The 15,230-nt window shown below is 62.1% G+C and carries 13 protein-coding genes and 1 tRNA gene; 7 read left to right on the top strand and 7 right to left on the bottom strand.

Annotated elements, in window-relative coordinates; all coding sequences use genetic code 11:
* Positions 1 to 14 precede the first annotated feature (14 nt).
* The 4 genes from BLR35_RS03780 to BLR35_RS03765 are packed head-to-tail and all read right to left on the bottom strand — an operon-like array spanning position 15 to position 2,593.
* A complete protein-coding gene (locus BLR35_RS03780) occupies positions 15 to 653 on the bottom strand; it encodes a 30S ribosomal protein S3ae (RefSeq protein ID WP_090377594.1) in 639 nt (212 codons plus the stop codon).
* Positions 646 to 933, bottom strand: coding sequence for a KEOPS complex subunit Pcc1 (locus BLR35_RS03775; protein WP_090377591.1), 288 nt, complete (start codon positions 931 to 933; stop codon positions 646 to 648). Before BLR35_RS03775 ends, BLR35_RS03780 begins: the two co-directional genes overlap by 8 nt.
* Positions 930 to 2,111 carry an exonuclease gene (locus tag BLR35_RS03770; RefSeq protein WP_090377589.1) on the bottom strand — a complete coding sequence of 394 codons (1,182 nt, stop codon included), beginning with the start codon at positions 2,109 to 2,111 and terminating at the stop codon, positions 930 to 932. The genes BLR35_RS03775 and BLR35_RS03770 overlap by 4 nt, the downstream gene beginning before the upstream one ends.
* An 11-nt stretch (positions 2,112 to 2,122) precedes the next feature.
* Positions 2,123 to 2,593 carry a 30S ribosomal protein S15 gene (locus tag BLR35_RS03765; RefSeq protein ID WP_090377586.1) on the bottom strand — a complete coding sequence of 157 codons (471 nt, stop codon included), beginning with the start codon at positions 2,591 to 2,593 and terminating at the stop codon, positions 2,123 to 2,125.
* Between the two features lie 270 nt (positions 2,594 to 2,863).
* On the opposite strand from BLR35_RS03765, the gene BLR35_RS03760 reads away from it, so the two are divergent.
* The 3 genes from BLR35_RS03760 (at position 2,864) to BLR35_RS03750 (ending at position 9,255) form a co-directional block, all read left to right on the top strand.
* Positions 2,864 to 2,935 (top strand) — tRNA-Ala (locus BLR35_RS03760).
* Between the two features lie 608 nt (positions 2,936 to 3,543).
* Positions 3,544 to 5,475, top strand: a complete 1,932-nt coding sequence (locus BLR35_RS03755) for an MEDS domain-containing protein (protein WP_090377583.1) — start codon at positions 3,544 to 3,546, stop codon at positions 5,473 to 5,475.
* Between the two features lie 360 nt (positions 5,476 to 5,835).
* Complete coding sequence (locus BLR35_RS03750; RefSeq protein ID WP_090377580.1) at positions 5,836 to 9,255, top strand: PAS domain S-box protein; 3,420 nt, start codon at positions 5,836 to 5,838, stop codon at positions 9,253 to 9,255.
* Between the two features lie 110 nt (positions 9,256 to 9,365).
* Here the strand turns inward: BLR35_RS03750 and BLR35_RS03745 are convergent, their stop codons facing one another.
* Both BLR35_RS03745 and BLR35_RS03740 read right to left on the bottom strand, forming a co-directional pair.
* The gene (locus BLR35_RS03745) at positions 9,366 to 9,812 is read right to left on the bottom strand and encodes a TM2 domain-containing protein (protein ID WP_090377577.1); all 447 of its coding nucleotides are present in this window, start codon (positions 9,810 to 9,812) and stop codon (positions 9,366 to 9,368) included.
* 45 nt (positions 9,813 to 9,857) lie between these two features.
* Positions 9,858 to 10,304, bottom strand: a complete 447-nt coding sequence (locus BLR35_RS03740; protein WP_090377574.1) for a DUF2085 domain-containing protein — start codon at positions 10,302 to 10,304, stop codon at positions 9,858 to 9,860.
* Between the two features lie 211 nt (positions 10,305 to 10,515).
* Between BLR35_RS03740 and BLR35_RS03735 the strand changes: the two genes are divergently transcribed.
* Positions 10,516 to 11,127 carry a cupredoxin domain-containing protein gene (locus tag BLR35_RS03735; protein WP_090377571.1) on the top strand — a complete coding sequence of 204 codons (612 nt, stop codon included), beginning with the start codon at positions 10,516 to 10,518 and terminating at the stop codon, positions 11,125 to 11,127.
* A gap of 134 nt (positions 11,128 to 11,261) precedes the next feature.
* Entirely contained in the window at positions 11,262 to 11,804 is a 543-nt protein-coding gene (locus BLR35_RS03730; RefSeq protein WP_090377568.1) for a GNAT family N-acetyltransferase, read from the top strand.
* Positions 11,805 to 11,840: 36 nt separating this feature from the next.
* Here the strand turns inward: BLR35_RS03730 and BLR35_RS03725 are convergent, their stop codons facing one another.
* Positions 11,841 to 12,884 (bottom strand): DUF2332 domain-containing protein, encoded by a 1,044-nt coding sequence (locus BLR35_RS03725; RefSeq protein WP_090377565.1) that lies wholly within the window; start codon positions 12,882 to 12,884, stop codon positions 11,841 to 11,843.
* A gap of 459 nt (positions 12,885 to 13,343) precedes the next feature.
* Here BLR35_RS03725 and BLR35_RS03720 point away from each other — a divergent pair, with 459 nt between their 5' ends.
* A complete protein-coding gene (locus tag BLR35_RS03720; RefSeq protein WP_090377562.1) occupies positions 13,344 to 13,889 on the top strand; it encodes a DUF4385 family protein in 546 nt (181 codons plus the stop codon).
* A gap of 87 nt (positions 13,890 to 13,976) precedes the next feature.
* The gene (locus BLR35_RS03715) at positions 13,977 to 15,212 is read left to right on the top strand and encodes a Zn-dependent hydrolase (protein WP_090377559.1); all 1,236 of its coding nucleotides are present in this window, start codon (positions 13,977 to 13,979) and stop codon (positions 15,210 to 15,212) included.
* The last annotated feature ends 18 nt before the right edge of the window (positions 15,213 to 15,230 follow it).

Below are 15,230 nucleotides of genomic sequence, written 5' to 3'. Positions count from 1 at the left end.
GCGATACGGGAACGTTAGTCGGCTGCGACGTCTTCTTCGTCGACGTCGACGGCCGTCGCTTCCTCTTCGGCGACTTCCTCGGGGTGGGCCTCGAGGGTCGCCTTCTGGATTTCGACGCGGCGAAGCGGATAGATCGTCTTGGCTTCGCCGTAGATCGCCGAGGAGAGTCGGCCTTCGACGACGCTGTCGATCAGCTCTTCGAAGGTGCGTTCGGCAGCGGCTTCCTCGATCATCGCGACCATCTCCTCGCGGATCGCCTTCTCCTGGCTCGCGTCGGCCTTCTTGGTCGTGAAGGCGACGGGCTGGATCTGGACGCGGTAGTCGTCCGTCGTGAGGACGGTGACGTAGGCCTCGATCTTCGAGGCACCGCGGCGGACCAGCGAGCGCAGGTAGTCACGGGTCAGGGAGTGTTCCTTGAACTCCGTGTAGGCCGTGTCGCTGCCGACGTCGTTGATCTTGAAGGTGAGCTTCGTGTTGTTCTCGCTTGCGGCTCCCTTCAGGTCGCCGAGCGTCGTCTCGATAGTTCGTTCGTAGAGCTTTTCCGGTTCGTCAGCGGGGGTCTCGCCGAGCTCCTCCCGGTCGAACTGCTCCGGGGCGAGCACGGTGTACCACCGCTTCTCCTGTTTCGCGCGTGAAACTGATCGTTCACTCATTGTTGTTGGTAGGTTCTGTATCGGACGCAGGTCCCGCGTCCGTCGGTCGTCCGTGCTGTTCGGCTGCGTTCGCGACGTCGATCGCTACGTCCAGATTGACCACGTAGTCGTCGACCGTCGACTGGAGTCCACTCGTCGTCTCGCGTTCGATCCGGGTGACGACTGCGCTCGACTCCGCGTCGACGGTCGTCTCCATCTCGTCGGTGTTGTCGGGCTCGAGCGCCCGCGCGACGAGTTCGGCGTCGCCGTGTTCCGTCCGGATCGTCGCTCGCCGACTCATAGAAGCTCCCTCACTGTCGTGACGACCGTCGATCGCTCGAGGCCGGGATCGTACCGCAGGTAGCCCCGACGACGACCGACGTCGTACTCGACGCCCTCTGCGTCGGACTCGAGTTCGCGAGCGATTCGTTCGACGGTCGCACCCAGCGGATCGTCGTCCTGGGTCGCGATCGCGGCCTCGCCACCGTCGGCGGCGACCGCGAGCACGACCGGTTCCGGCGAGCGGTACGCGACGGCGATACGAGCGACCGCCTCGACGGGGCCGTCGTCGATCCCGACGACGAACAACCCGTCGTACCGGCCAGTCGAGGCCGACTCGAGTGCCTCGTGTGCGCGACGACCGTGCTCGCGCCAGGCCGCGAGTGCCGGATCGCGAGCGTCGTGACCCATCGCGAGCGCGACGCCGGTGCCGGGTTCCGTCCGGGCCGTCGCCTCGAGCACGTCGGCGTAGCCGCCGACGGTGGCGAACGGCGCGTCGGATCCGGTCGTCGCGTAGGGTTTCAGTCCGCGCCGGATCGCGCTGGCTGCGGTCTCGGTCGCCTCGTCGTCACCGACGACGTCGAGTGCGACTGCCGAAGCGATCGCGCGGCGGTCCTCCTGCTCGAGGTCGGACTCGAGATCGACGCTCGAGGCGAGCGCCTCACGGGTCGCCTCGAGGTCGCCCGACCACGGCCCGCACAGTCGTGTCGAATGTGCGACGCCGTCGATCGGGTCCGCGGTCGGTACCGCGACGCCCGGCCGTCGGTCGACCAGGTTACGGTCCTGCGCGGTCTCTAAGACCCACTCGCTCTCGCCTGCGCCGGGTTCGACGCCAGCGGCGACGAGTCCGGCGAGCGCGAGCACGGGATCCGGAGTGACGCCGAGTTCGCGGACCTGATCGACGGCCGCGAGCGTCGCGGGTCGATCGTCCGCGTCGAGTCGCGGCACGTCCGCGTCCGTTGCGCCGACGGCGAGCGTCAGATCGCCCTCCTCGCCGGCCCGAGCGCGGTCCGTTCGGTCCGCGACCGTTCGGCCGACAGTTACCTGGAACGGCGTGTTCCGTTCCGCAAGCGCCCGCGCGACGATACCACTCGCGGCCAAGGCGTCACCGTCCGATCGCGTTACGAGGCGAACGAACGCGGCGCTCTCGAGGCCGGGTGTGGCGGTCGTCGATTCGACGGGGCGACTGTCGGTGGACATCTGGAACTAGCTTAGACGTCGTCGAGCAGGTCCTTGGCCTGTTCGTAGGAGTACGTGAAGTCCGGCTCGAGTTCGTCGCCACGGTAGTAGTCGACGAGTCGACGGACTTTCGACTCCGTGTTCTGCAGGGCTCGCTTGTTCTGGTAGTCCTGCTGGTTCTGCTGGACGTGCTCGCGCAGTCGCACGGCACGTTTCATCAGGTTCCGCAGATCCTCGGGAATCTCGGGGTCGGCGTCGTTCTCCTCGAGAATCTCGGTGATCTTCTTCCCGGTCGCCAGCTTGACGTCCGGGATGGGCGTGCCGGTGACGCCTTCGTCACGCAGCTTGATCCCGATCTGACTGGGATCGTAGCCCTGCTCTGCCAGTTCGACGACCCGCGATTCGATATCTTCGGGGTCGACGTCGCTCCACTCCGGAGGTTCGTCTGCCGTCGGCTTGTCCGAACCGGACGAGCCACGACGGCGAGTATGCATTCGTGCCATTGTTCGAGGATAGGAACCGCACTGACCGCACGATAGTGTGCCAGTCGCCGGACACCGACGACTGGCGATGCACTTCCGCAATCCCAAGCCACCGAACGGTGACGAGTCAGATTTGCGGCCGTGCGCTTCCCACCTGGCCTATCACTACGACGAACTAAAGCGTTGCGTAACCGGCTCGGTGGCGGGTCGGCGTGCCAGAGACTCCCGCACAGCGCCGGGTGAATTCGTGGGGTTTATACTCGAGTGCGTGAAATCGATAGTTGCGAACGAGGGCTCGTAGATCAGAGGTAGATCACTCCCTTGGCATGGGAGAGGCCCCGGGTTCAAATCCCGGCGAGTCCACTATTCTTGCGCGGCTCACAAACTCGTGAGCCGCGCAAATCGTCGTCGAAGCCCGGATTTGAAGCCCTGTGAGTCGCAGCGCCGAACGAAGTGAGGCGACCGTCTCACAATGGGTTCAAATCCCGGCGAGTCCACTTCTTCACGTCGCTTCGCTCGTTCAGTCGTGGACTCCCCGTAGTCACACTCGCTTCGCTCGTTCAGTCGTGGACTCCCCGTAGTCACACTCGCTTCGCTCGCGTGACTCCCGGCGAGTCCACTATTCTGCGCCGCGAGCAAACTCGCGAGCGGCGCAAATCGTCGACGATGCCCGGTTGAGTTCCTATGAGCTGTAGCCTGCGCGGTGAGCGAATCGAACGGGCAGGACCGTCTCACAATAAGTTCAAATAGGGTTGATTTGAGAGGGCAGAGAGACTTCAGCCAGAACGCCTCATACTACTCGTATCGAGCATCTCAAGAACTCCAACAGGTATTTCACCGCCGTGCTTATGACGCTGCATCCAGTCTCGAGTAGTAGCGACGACGGGAGAAATCGGGCAGGTGTGGGCAAGGTCACCTGACGCGAATTGCGAGCGATCCCGGACGATTTACCACCTTGTCATAGTCCCCATATGAGTCAACCCAGAGAAACCGTCGAAACCAACGTCCTTGGCCTCGAGAGCGGCCTCGAGGCGCTTCAGGAGAGCCCGGCGTTTTCGGGCCCCGTAGAATCGCTCGAGGAGCACGAGTCACACGACCATCTCGCGTCGATCTACAACTCGCAGGCCGAGCAGTTCGCGACGGCGATCCCGTACATCGAACACGGTCTCGAGCGGGGGGAGCGGTGTGTGTACATCGCGGACGAGAACGATACCGAGGAGATTCTCGACGCGCTTCGCGAGCAAGGCGTCGACGTCGAGACGGCGCTCGAGTCGGGTGCGCTCGTGATGTACACGGCACAGGAGTCGTATCTCAGGAACGGGGCGTTCGATCCGGACGAGATGATCGCGTTCATCTCGGAGACGATCGAGGAAGGGGCTGACGCGTACGAGGGGGTCAGGATCATTGGTGAGATGACCTGGGTGTTCGGCGACGATCCGCCGCTCGAGAAACTCGTCGAGTACGAGGGGAAACTCAACGAGGTGTTGCCGGACGCGAACGGGATCGCGCTCTGTCAGTACAATCGCGAGCGGTTCCCGCCGGAGATTATCCGCGATATCATCAAGACGCATCCGCATCTGGTCTACGAGAACACTGTCTGCCAGAACTTCTACTACACGCCGCCCGAGGAGTTCTTCGGGCCCGATCAGCCGGAACGCGAGATCGATCGGATGATGGGGACGCTGCTCGATCGGACGGAAGCGCGTGCCGAACTCGAGCACCAGCGCCAGCACCTCCAGCGGCAAAACGAGATTGCCGGCGATCCTGTCCGTTCGTTCGAAGAGAAACTGGACGACCTCTTCGAACTCGGGTGTGAGCGGTTCGACCTCGAGTTGGGTGGACTGGCGAGGGTTGATCCGTCGACCGACTCGTTCGAAGTCGAGGCCGTCCACGGCAACCACGAACAGCTCAGGCCTGGAGCGCAAGCCCCGCTTTCGGAGACGTACTGTCGGTCGACGGTCGACGGCGATGGGATAGCCAACGTCGTCGATCCGGTACACTGTGGATTCGGGAACACGCTCGCCTACGAGGAGTTCGGCGTGCAGACGTATCTCGGGACGCGTATCGAACTCGAGAACGCACCGGATCGAACGTTTTTCTTCGTGTCGACGGAATCTCGTGATCAGGAGTTCTCCGACGCGGAACGAACCTTCCACCACCTGATGAGCCAGTGGGTGACGTACGAACTCGAGCGAAAACAGCGCGAGCGAGCCCTCGAGGAGTCGAACGAACGGCTCGAGCAGTTCGCCTACGCCGCTTCCCACGACCTCCAGGAGCCGTTGCGGATGGTGACGAGCTATCTCCGGCTTCTCGAGAGTCGGTACGGCGACCAGCTCGACGGGGACGCCGAGGAGTTTCTCGGGTTCGCGGTCGACGGTGCCGAACGAATGCGGGAGATGATCGATGGGCTGCTCGAGTACTCGCGGGTGGAGACGGGAGGTGATCCGTTCGAACCGGTCGCACTCGACGGCGTCCTCGAGGAGGTGCTCGAGGACCTGCAGTTCCAGCTCGAAGAGAACGACGCCGAGGTTACGACCGCAGAACTGCCCCGGGTCGAGGGAGACGCCAGCCAGTTACGGCAGGTCTTCCAGAACCTGCTCAGTAACGCGATCACCTACAGTGGCGACGAACCACCCGAGGTCGACGTCACGGTGACGCGTCGCGGCAGGGAGTGGGTGCTCTCGGTTCGCGACTCCGGGATCGGGATCGATCCGGAGGATCAAGAGCGTATATTCACCGTCTTCGACCGCCTGCACAGCCAGGAGGAGTACGACGGCGCTGGAATCGGGCTCGCTCTCTGCGAGCGGATCGTCGAACGGCACGGTGGCGATATCTGGGTGACCAGCGAACCCGGCGAAGGGTCGACGTTCTCGTTTACGCTTCCCGTCGCCGACGAGCCGTAGTTTCCGATCGGTACCGGGAGATCACCGTATCCATGCCCATTATCGACCTGCAATAGCAGCATTCTGGACAGAAACGGTTCGATATCGAACGACGAGTAAACGCTCTCGACACTTGCAGGCGCTGCCGATCGAAACCTCGCTCGTCTCCCGTGTAACGGCCGTCAACGTATTCTCGAGCCGGTCGGCTCGGTCGTTCGCCCCCTCGAGTACGGATCGTCGGAAGCCAGTGGTCGCCGTTGCCAGCGTCTCCCCGGTCGCTGTCTGTGGCGCATGCCAGAAATTCGAGTGTCGTTCGAGAGCACTGGAAGGCAAACGACGGTCGTCACGGGGTTTATCCGTTTTAGCAGCGATTACGTGAGTATGAGTACACGAGCGGATGCCACTGAAGAGGGATTTTGGGGGGATGTCGACGGGGACGTGGCACGACAGCGATACCGAACGCTCGTCAACACGATCGACGACGGCATCTACCAGCTCGATGCCGAGGGAAACTTCGTCGCGGTCAACGAGGTAATCGTCGAACTGACTGGGTACGCTCGCGACGAACTCGTCGGCGAACACGTCTCACTCGTGCTCGACGACGACGATATCGAAACGATCCAGGACGAAATCCACACACAACTGAAGGCAGGCGGGACCGATATAGCCACGTTCGAACTCGGCATCCAGACTGCCGGTGGTGACACGGTTCCGTGTGAACTCCGAGTCAACCTCCTCGTGGCCGACGGCGAGTTCGAGGGCACGATCGGCGTCGCTCGAGAACTGACCGAACGGCAACAGCGACGGAAGACACTCGATTCGGCACGAGAATCGCACAGATCTGTCAGGAACGTGTTAGACGAGGCCAACATCGGTGTTTTCGTCCTCGACGAGAACTTCGACGTCGCGTGGATCGACGAGACAGTCGAGGAGTACTTCGGTCTCGACCGAAGCGAGGTCGTCGGTCGCGACAAGCGAGCGTTGATCGAGGAAACGGTCAAAGACAGGGTCGCCGATCCCGACCGGTTTGCCGACACCGTCCTCCCGACGTACGACGACAACGCCGACAGCGAACGCTTCGAGTGTCGGATCGTCGGCGACAACGAACTCGACCTCGAGGAGCGATGGCTCGAACACCACAGCAAACCGATCGAGTCGGGACAGTACGACGGCGGCCGGATCGAACTGTACTACGATATCACCGACCGGAAGGAGTCGGAAGGAGCCCTGCAGGAGAGCAGAGCGGAGTTCCAGTCGCTGGTCGACGCCGTCGAAGAGTACGCTATCTTCCGGTTAGACGCCGACGGACACGTCGTCAGCTGGAACAGCGGCGCAAAACGGATCAAAGGCTACGACTGCGACGAGATCCTCGGCGAACACTTCTCGACGTTCTACACCGACGAGGATCGAGAAGCGGGCGTTCCCGAGCGAAATCTCGAGCGGGCACTCGAGGACGGCTCCGTCGAGGACGAGGGCTGGCGCGTCAGAGAGGATGGAAGGCAGTTCTGGGCGAACGTGACGATTACGCCGATCTCCGACGACGACGGGACACACAGCGGTTATCTGAAGGTGACTCGCGATATGACCGACTGGCGCGAGCGCGAGCAGGAACTGGAGAGCGAACTCCAGCGTCTCTTCGGCCGGATCTCCGACGCTTTCTATGCGGTCGACGAGGAGTTCCGATTCACGCACGTCAACGAACGGGCCGAAGAACTCCTCCAGCACTCCGAAGACGACCTGCTCGGCGAACGGCTCTGGGACGTGTTCCCCGACCTCACCGATCTCGATGAAGTGTGGGACGCCTTCCATACGGCACTCGAGCAGCAGGAAGCGACCAGTTACGAACTGTACTACGACACACTCGATTTCTGGGTCGAGGCGAACCTCTACCCCTCCGAGACCGGGATCTCGGTCTACTTCCGGGACGTCACCGAACGCAAGGAGCGCGAGCAGTACCTGGAAGACGCCAAGGCACAACTCGAGGCGGCGACGGAAGCCGGTGCGGTCGGCACCTGGGAGTGGAAAATCGATGAAGACCGGTTCGTCACCGGCGCGTCGTTCGCCAGAACCTTCGGCGTCGATCCGGACGCGGCCCGAGAGGGAGTGTCCCTCGAGCGAATCCTCTCGTCGATCCACGAGGCCGACCGCGACCGCGTCGAGCGAAAGATCCAGGAGGCCGTCGAATCCGGCGGCGAGTACGAGGAGGAGTACCGCGTCTGGAACGCCGACGGGGAACTCCGCTGGGTCGTGGGACGCGGCCACGTCGAGTGCGACGACGACGGTAATCCGGTCGCGTTCCCCGGCGCATTGGCCGACATCACCGAACGGAAGCAGGCCGAACTCGAACTCGAGAAGCAACAGCGCCAGCTCGAGACGCTGTTTCAGGTGTTGCCCGTCGGTGCCGTAGTCGCGGACGCGGACGGGTCGTTGATCAGAGCGAACGAGACGGCACGAGAGATCTGGGGTGGCGATGTCTTCGATGCGGAGTCCGTCGAGGAGTACGAGAAGTACTCGGCGGTGTGGGCCGAGACCGGCGAACCGGTCGAGCCCGAGGACTGGACGATGTACCAGGTGCTACAGGGCGAGGAGGTGACGGAGCCGAACATCTACGAGATCGAGACGTTCGACGACGAACAGCGGATCATCATGGAACACGGCATGCCGGTCCGGGACGCAGGCGGGAACGTGAGTCGCGCCGTCGTCACTCTGACCGACATCACCGAACGCCGCGAGTACGAGCGCCAGCTCGAGACGCTGATGGACAACGTTCCCGGCATGGTCTATCGGTGTCGCAACGACCGGAGCTGGCCTATGGAGTTCGTCAGCGACGCCTGCCGCGAAATCACCGGCTACGATCCCGAATCGCTGGAAACTGGTGACGTCTCCTACGGTGACGACGTCGTCCTCGAGGACGATCGCGAGGAGGTGTGGGAAGAGGTCCAGCAATCCCTCGCCGAGCGGGATACGTTCTCGGTGGCCTACCGCATCGAGACCGCCGACGGCGAGAGACGGTGGGTGCGGTCACACGGTCGCGGCATCTTCGACGACGACGGAACTCCCGTTACGCTCGAGGGAATCATCTCCGACATCACCGAACGAAAACGGCTGGAAATCGAACTCAGGGAGTCGAACGAACGACTCGAACAGTTCGCGTACGCGGCCTCCCACGACCTGCAAGAGCCGCTGCGGATGGTGACGAGCTATCTCCAGTTGCTCGAGCGTCGGTACGGGGACGAACTCGACGAGGACGGCGAGGAGTTCATCGGGTTCGCGGTCGACGGCGCCGAGCGGATGCGCGCAATGATCGACGCGTTACTCGAGTACTCCCGTGTGGAAACGCGCGGCGAGTCGTTCGAGCCGATCGACCTGGACGAGGTGCTAACCGATGCAGTGGAGGACTTGCAGCTACAGATCGAAGAGAGCGACGCCGAAATTACGAGCGAGCAGTTACCGGACGTGATGGGAGACGCCAGTCAAGTACGACAGGTCTTCCAGAACCTGCTCAGTAACGCGATCACCTACAGCGGTGACGATCTGCCGTGCGTCCACGTCGACGCGAAATCGCAGGGTGGACAGTGGGTGATCTCCGTCCACGACGACGGCATCGGGATCGACCCGGAGGACCAGGAGCGGATATTCTCCGTATTCGATCGACTCCACAGCCACGAGGAACACGAAGGAACGGGTATCGGTCTCGCACTCTGTGAGCGTATCGTCGAACGCCACGACGGAGAGATATGGGTCGAGAGCAACCCCGGTGACGGCTCGACGTTCTCGTTTACGCTGCCGGCAGCCGAGTAATTCGCGGATTTGCGGTAGACTACCTGGATTCGGTCGTCTACTGGGGTCCGACAACTCACGACGGTTCTCGACGGTCGACAAAAAACGGACCGACGACGTTCAGAGCCGCTCTAAATCTTGCCGAGGATGCTGCCGTCGGCGTACTGCTGTTCGTACTCGGCGTCGTCCGAGACCAGCATGAGAATCGCCTCGACGAACGCGAGAAGTGCAGGGATGAACGTCCAGAAGAAACACAGATACAGCACGCCGTACTTCACGTTGCCCTGGTAGAACTTGTGGGCGCCGAGTCCACCGAGGAAGAGTGCAAAGATACTCGCGACGACCTTGTCCGAACTGCCGGAACTGCCGCCGGCACCGTGGGAAGCCTGTCGAACGCCACACTCGGGGCAGACCTCGGCCTGCTTCGCGATCAGCGAGCCACAGTCCGTACAGTACTTCTCGTTTGCGTCCCGATCGCCGTGTCCACCCTCGAGCGATGCGTTCTGGTTGACACCACAGTTTCCACACAGTTCCGCTTCCGCTTTGATCTCTTCGCCACAGTTGATGCAGTGTTTCATGCTATCGCCTGATTGTCACAGCCAATATAAAATATTACCTATATATTACTTTCCGTTCTGGTCGAAATATATCAACACGCTGGCTATTATTGCGTAGGCGATCCCCACGACAATAATGCGAAGATCGAACTCGAGCAAGACAGCCAATAGACCGATTCCGTACGCGAAGCCGAGCAATCCACCAGTTACCGTGCGGACGACGTTGTAACCACGACGGTCTGTAAAGGTGGTGAGCGTCCAGTCCACCAGGGCCGGCAGCGGGAGAACTGCGGTGAGTACTACCGAAGCGGTCGACGGAAACGCGACGAAGTAGGTGGCAAGTCCGACCGCGATTCCGGGATACACCCCGAGACAGCGTGCACAGATGTGGACTTGCCGCCCGAATACGTGCGGCGAGTAACATCGGTACCACTCCGAGGGGAGGTGATGCGAGAGCAAGAACGGCCAGGTCGCCGCGAGCCCATCTCGAATCTCGGATCGGTCGACTCTCATTTCGAGTGCTCGACAGTACGAACGTATTCGTTATGAGCGTACCGACCAGACGACACTCGACCAGACAAATAGATTACCAATCGGCTGAATCCTGGTTTCGTTCTCGAGTCCCAAAGAGTCGCGCCACCAGCGGTGAAATGGAAACTGCGGAACGCCCAACTCGGCAGTTTCCGGGATTTCGCTTAGGCGGCTCGAGACGTGACGTACTGTCATGCCCGAAGGTGACAGTACGACCCGTCGACGCATAATCGAAGTGGCTGGCGCTGCTGGCATCACGGCATTGCTCGCCGGCTGTGCCGACGAGGATCCCGAAGAAGAGACACCGGAAGAGGACGAGCCTGCAGCGGACGAAGACGAGCCCGAAGCCGAAAACGACGACGAGGAGGACGAAGCGGCTGCGGATGACGACGAAGAGAACGACGAAGACGAAGAAGACGAAGAGAACGACGACGAAGACGAACCGATCGATCCCGATCAGGAAATCCTCCTCGAGGGAACTACGGACGGGTGGACCGGCGTCGAACCCGAGGCGATCGCCGACGAAGAAAACCCAACGCTGCTCCTGCTGGAAGGCGAGTCTTACGAGATCACCTGGGAGAACGGCGACGGCGAGGAGCACAACCTCGAGATCCGGGACGATACCTACGGAGTCGTCGACGACTACGAGACCGACCTGATGGACGAGGAAGGCGAGACGGAGACGCTCGAGATCGACGAAGTTACCGACGAGATGGTCCAGTATCTGTGTAGCGTCCACGAAACCGAGATGGTCGGTGAGGTGGCGGTCGAGGCACAGGAGGACGACGAAAACGAGGACGAGTAGGCGGTTCGACGACTCGAGAATCCTCGCGCCCATCGATGACTCGAGGACACGTCCCCCTCGTCGGTACCACGTGCGGCCGCCAACTGCAGCAGTTTTACCGGAACGCACATGTCAATAGCTGTGGTTGTGCGAGTATGGCTGGCGCAATCGTCAAACGTGGGGAGCGAATCACCCTCCGAACGCTCGAGAGCGAAGACGTAGACGTCTTGCAACACGGCGCTGGCGATCCCGAAATCCGACATCTAACCGGGAACTCGAAAGTCCGGAGCCGTGACGAACTCGAGAAGACCCTCGAGGACGACAACGTCACGATCCTGCTGGTCTGTCTCGACGACCCGGGTGAGCCGGGACCGGTCGACACGGACGACGTTCGTCGGGTCGGTGTCGTCTCAGTCTCGGAGTGGACTCGAAACCCGCGAGTCGGCTTCTGGCTCCGTTCGGGGGTACAGGGCGAAGGGTACGGCAGGGAAGCCGCTGCGTTGCTCGTCGATTACGTCTTCCGGTCGTACGACACGCCGACGGTGAAGGCGAAGGCGTTCGAGCACAACGAGGCCTCGCGCGGGCTACTCGAGTCGCTTGGCTTCGAGCAGGAGGGACGACTTCGTATGAATGCCTTCGTCGACGGCGAGTACCGGGACGGGATTCTGTACGGAATCCTTCGCGAGGAGTGGGAATAGATAGCCGACGAATCCAGAATCGCGAGTCGAAGTCCGTCAGGTGCTGGAGTCGGCGAGCCATCGGATCCACTCGCCGTGGGCTTTGTACTTTGCGAGCCGTCGCGTCCGCTGCCCGTCGGCGAACGAGACGTACCGATACGTCGGCGGTGTCTCCTCCCGGGACGGGTCGTTCGAAAACCAGTGGACAGTCCGGCGCTGGCTCTGCTTGATCAGTAGGTCTCGAAGCGTCTCGATCTCGTGGTCGTCAAGCTGGTAGAGCACGAGGGTGCTGAACACGAAGACGTCGAACCGGTCGGGAATCTCGGACAGGACGTCCGGGAGTACCTCGAGCGCGTCGCCGGCGACCAGCTGCGGGGGATCGTCCGCGACCAGCTCGATAGCGTCGTCGAGCCGTTCGAATCGCTGGGCCTGGTCCGGGATAACGAGCGCCCGTAGCCAGCGCGCGTCGGCCGGGTCGGTGACGTCTAGGGGGTTGACGTCGATACCGACGCGACGGGCGATTTCGGGGGGTCGATCCCATCGTGGCGGAACACCATCGCCGCGAACGGTCGTTTCGATCGTCACCGGCGACTCCGGATCACCGCAGGCCGCGTATCCCTCGTACTCGTACCGGAACCGATCCCAGTACAGGTTGAGTCCGGCACTGGTACCGATTTCGACGAGCGCAATCGGCGTCGCTGCACCGCGGTCGACGGCGGATTTGAACGCCGGAAAGAGGACTGCGGATCGTCCGACCTCGTTCGTCTGGACGCGCCGTGAGCCGACGATTTCCCGGATTCGGTCCTCGTGTGACAGGCAAAACTCCCGAAATGCCGGGAACGGGTCCCGTGTAGTCGGGTCGACCGCGTCGTCGGTACAGGTCGGGTAAAACTCCACCAGTGGGTGATCGACGCCCGCTAACAGAAGCGCGTGGACGGCACCGAAGAGCAGATTCGGCGCTGGTTGACTCGAGGGCGCCTCCGCTGCGATTTCGAGGAGGGAGTTCTCTCGAGCGGTCTGACGGGCGAGTCGCTCGTAGAGTGGTGTGACGCCATTGGCCCAGTCAGCGAACCACTCGAACTCCTCGACGACCTGATCCATGTTCATACTGTGCTGACGATCAGCAAAAGTGTACGGACCAGAGCCTTCGTTCCTGTACGAAGCGGAAACAACGACGAGCCGGCGATACGGGTGACTGGCGGCCGAGTCAACCGAACGTCGATTCCTGCCTGCAATCCTTATATGCTAATAAGATTCTAGGGACGTCCCCTGGAAAGGTATATATGGTGAACACTGCCAGGTAGTACCATGACACAGACGATGAAAGAGATCTCGCACACGCCACCCAACGGAGAATCGCCAGACATCTGGAAACGAGGAACGGACGACGATCGGTAGCCGTTTTTCGCGGCCACTGGTATCCGTACCCCGACACTCGAGTAGCGACGGCTCACGGCTACGTCCGAGAAGATTCGCCGATCGAAGCAACTCGCGACGAACGCGGCGCGACTTCCTGCAGAGGTAGGACCCTGAAGGGATTCAGCGGTCTCGTCCAGACGAATGCCTGACTGCCGAGAGGGGCGCCGGCGACACCTCGAAGGCGTTCCCGGTCGAAACGCACCCGTGACCAGCGACTCTCCGCAGGACGAGAACGCACCGCCACACGTCCGCGACGACGTCGCTCACGACGTGGACTATCGCGCCCATCCGGAACGGTACGAGATCGGTCGTGGCGAGGAAGGCGTATTCAAGGTCCAGCCCTACAAGTCCGAACTCCTGTCGCTGTGGGGGTACGCCGACCGCGAAACGGCCGACGAAAGCGGAGAGGCGATCTATCGGCAGTTCAAGCGATACAGAGAGGACGACGATTTCGTCGGGATGGACATGGCCAGGAAGTACCTGCAGATGGGGTATACGCGAGCGATGCGTTACGCGAGGTACCCCGGCGGGCAGAAGTACGAGAACGGCGAGCAACGAGAGCCGGTCTACTGGGCTGACAGCGACAAACGAGACGCCGCACTCGTCTACGACGTCTGGCTCGAGCGAGTGCGAGACGACGACCGGTACCGGGAACTCGAGGCACGTCACCGCGAGCAACGCGAGTAATTGTGCCCGACTACCGAGAGCCACGGCCCGATAGCGATCGACGGAACCGTCCGTAGCTATATCGGCAGGAGAATCGTAGGTCCGAACATGACGCTCGTATTGAACCGCGAGCGGTTCGTCGAGACGATGAAAACACAGGCTGACATCGGTGGAACGGAGAACGGTGGACTCCATCGGCTGGCGCTGTCCGACGAGGACAAAGCGGTGAGAGACTGGTTCTCCGATCAGATGGAAGCGGCCGAGTTGTCGGTTCGAGTCGACGAGTTCGGAAACATGTTTGGGCGGCGCGAGGGCGCTCGCGATCTCGAGCCGATCCTGCTCGGCTCACACCTCGATTCGCAACCGTACGGCGGTATCTACGACGGGGCACTCGGCGTCGTCGCCGCCCTCGAGTTCGTCCGGGAACTGAACGACCGCGATATCGAAACCGACCGCCCGATCGAGATCGTCAACTGGACGAACGAGGAGGGGTCGCGCTTCCAGCCGACGCTACAGGGAAGCGGCGTCTGGGCCGGCGTTCACGATCTCGAGGAGCAGTACGCGGCAACCGACGAAGACGGCGTCACCGTCGAGGAGGAACTCGAGCGCATCGGCTACAAGGGGTCGGAGCCGGCAGAGCCGGCCACGGACTACGACTCGTATCTGGAGTTGCATATCGAACAGGGACCGTACCTCGATGCCAACGACAAAGACGTGGGCGTCGTCACCGGTATCGTCGGGCTCACCTGGGGTGCGTTCACGTTCTTCGGCGAGGCGAACCACTCCGGGGCGACTCCGATGCACCACCGAAGCGACGCGATGGTCGCGGCGGCCGACGTCGTCACGCAGATCAGGCGCATCCCGTCCACACTCGGCGAGCGAACGGTCGGCACCGTCGGCTCCGTCGAGATCGAACCGGGCTCGATCAACGTGATTCCCGAGCAAGCGACTATTACGTACGGGTTCCGCGATCCGACTGTCGAGGTCCTTCACGAAGCCGAAGAACGCGTGATCCAGGAAGCCGAAGCAGCCGCCGAGCGCGAGGGTATCGAGGTCGAACACGAGAGTCGGGCGGACGCCGATCCAGTCTACTTCGACGACCGCTGTGTCGACGCCGTTCGAACGGCGGCTTCGGATCTCGAGTACGACGCGGCTGACGTATTCAGCGGCGGCGTCCACGACGCAACGCACGCACACGAGGTGTGCGACGCCGGGATGGTGTTTGCCACAAGCGAAGACGGCAAGAGCCACACCGAAGACGAGTACACCAGCTGGGACGACTGTTACAGTGCGGCGAACACGCTGGCTGTTGCGGCCCTCGAGTTGGCGAACGACGAACGGTAGCTTCGATAAAAATCGTCG

Source organism: Natronobacterium texcoconense (assembly GCF_900104065.1).
GTDB classification, from domain to species: Archaea; Halobacteriota; Halobacteria; order Halobacteriales; family Natrialbaceae; genus Natronobacterium; species Natronobacterium texcoconense.
The sequence above is the reverse complement of the archived record's forward strand: the minus strand, read 5'-3'. Positions and strand labels throughout refer to the sequence as shown.